This is a genomic window from Candidatus Erwinia dacicola (assembly GCF_001756855.1).
In the GTDB taxonomy this organism is placed as follows: domain Bacteria; phylum Pseudomonadota; class Gammaproteobacteria; order Enterobacterales; family Enterobacteriaceae; genus Erwinia; species Erwinia dacicola.
Genome location: NZ_MAYS01000554.1, coordinates 1 through 1242 on the forward strand (window position 1 = coordinate 1; position 1242 = coordinate 1242).

The 1242-nt window shown below is 45.5% G+C and carries 2 protein-coding genes; both read left to right on the top strand.

The genetic code is table 11. From position 1 onward, the window contains the following. The coding region (locus BBW68_RS13730; protein WP_476727293.1) for a S24/S26 family peptidase at window positions 1-283 on the top strand (283 nt) is incomplete at its 5' end. 63 nt (window positions 284-346) lie between these two features. Continuing rightward, window positions 347-1242 (top strand): phage integrase (locus BBW68_RS13735; protein ID WP_070135776.1); only part of this gene is annotated, 896 nt, incomplete at its 3' end.

Below are 1242 nucleotides of genomic sequence, written 5' to 3' on the forward strand. Positions count from 1 at the left end.
CATTTTTATGCTTGATAAAAGTGTGTTCCTGCACGGCAGAGACTTACCTAAAAATCCTGTGTGCGTAGTAGAAGGCGCGATTCAATATATTATCGATAAAGAAATTAGCGAAATTTACGACCATAGCTGGTTGATTGAAATCGAGGGTAAGTTCAGCGTTAGATTGCTTACACGCATTCCTGTTAAGAAAGTACGCGTATCAAGCATTGGTGCAGGGGCGTCTTTCGACTGTTCCATTGATGATATAAATATAATCGGGCGTGTCGTTTTGACTATAAGCTAGCTCAAAATTGAGCCTGTTAAGCTGTATACAGACAACTAAAACAACGGATCTTGAATACTAATTATGCCAGTAAGGAAACTTCCTGACGGTCAATGGATCGCTGATTTTTATACTGTTGACCGTAGTAGCGGAAAAGAAGGTAAGCGCGTCCGTAAAAAGTTCTCAACCAAAGGCGAAGCTTTAGCGTTTGAGAACTATACGCTTGAAAAAATCGAAGCGGCCCCGTGGCTGGGTGAAGCAAAAGAAACGCGTCGACTAACTGACCTGGTAGAGCTTTGGTTCAGCCGCCATGGCATTACGCTTAAAGATGGCGAGAAGCGCAGAAGTACTATGACGTGGGCGTGTGAATGTATGGGCTCTCCCCTTGCAGCAGAGTTTAATGCTCAGCTCTTTACTTCTTATCGCGGTAAACGCCTTGAAGGCTATTTTGCCCGAACGAAGCGAATTAGTAAGGTAGCTCCTCGCACTCTCAATCTGGAGTTGGCTTATTTTCTTGCGGTCTTTAATGAACTGAAAAGACTGGGCGAATGGACGTTGCCGAACCCTCTCGAAAACGTCCGTCATTTCCGCATTGACGAAAGCGAAATGGCTTACCTGACCGCAGAACAAATAAACCTGCTTTTAGAAGCATGTACAGCAAGTACAGCGAAAGACCTGCTGATGATCGTTAAGCTTTGCCTGGCTACTGGCGCACGCTGGAGCGAGGCGGAGGGTCTGAAGCGATCGCAGGTTTCAGGACAGCGAATTACTTTTGTAAAAACCAAAGGTAAAAAGAACCGCACTATTCCCATTTCCTTAGCTCTTGCTGACGAGCTGCCTAAAAAGAACGGTGCGCTTTTTACCCCTTGTTACTACGCATTCCGTTCAGCTTTAGAAAGAGCCGGGCTTGAGTTGCCTGATGGACAAATGACACACGTACTAAGGCATACCTTTGCCAGTCACTTTATGATGAATGGCGG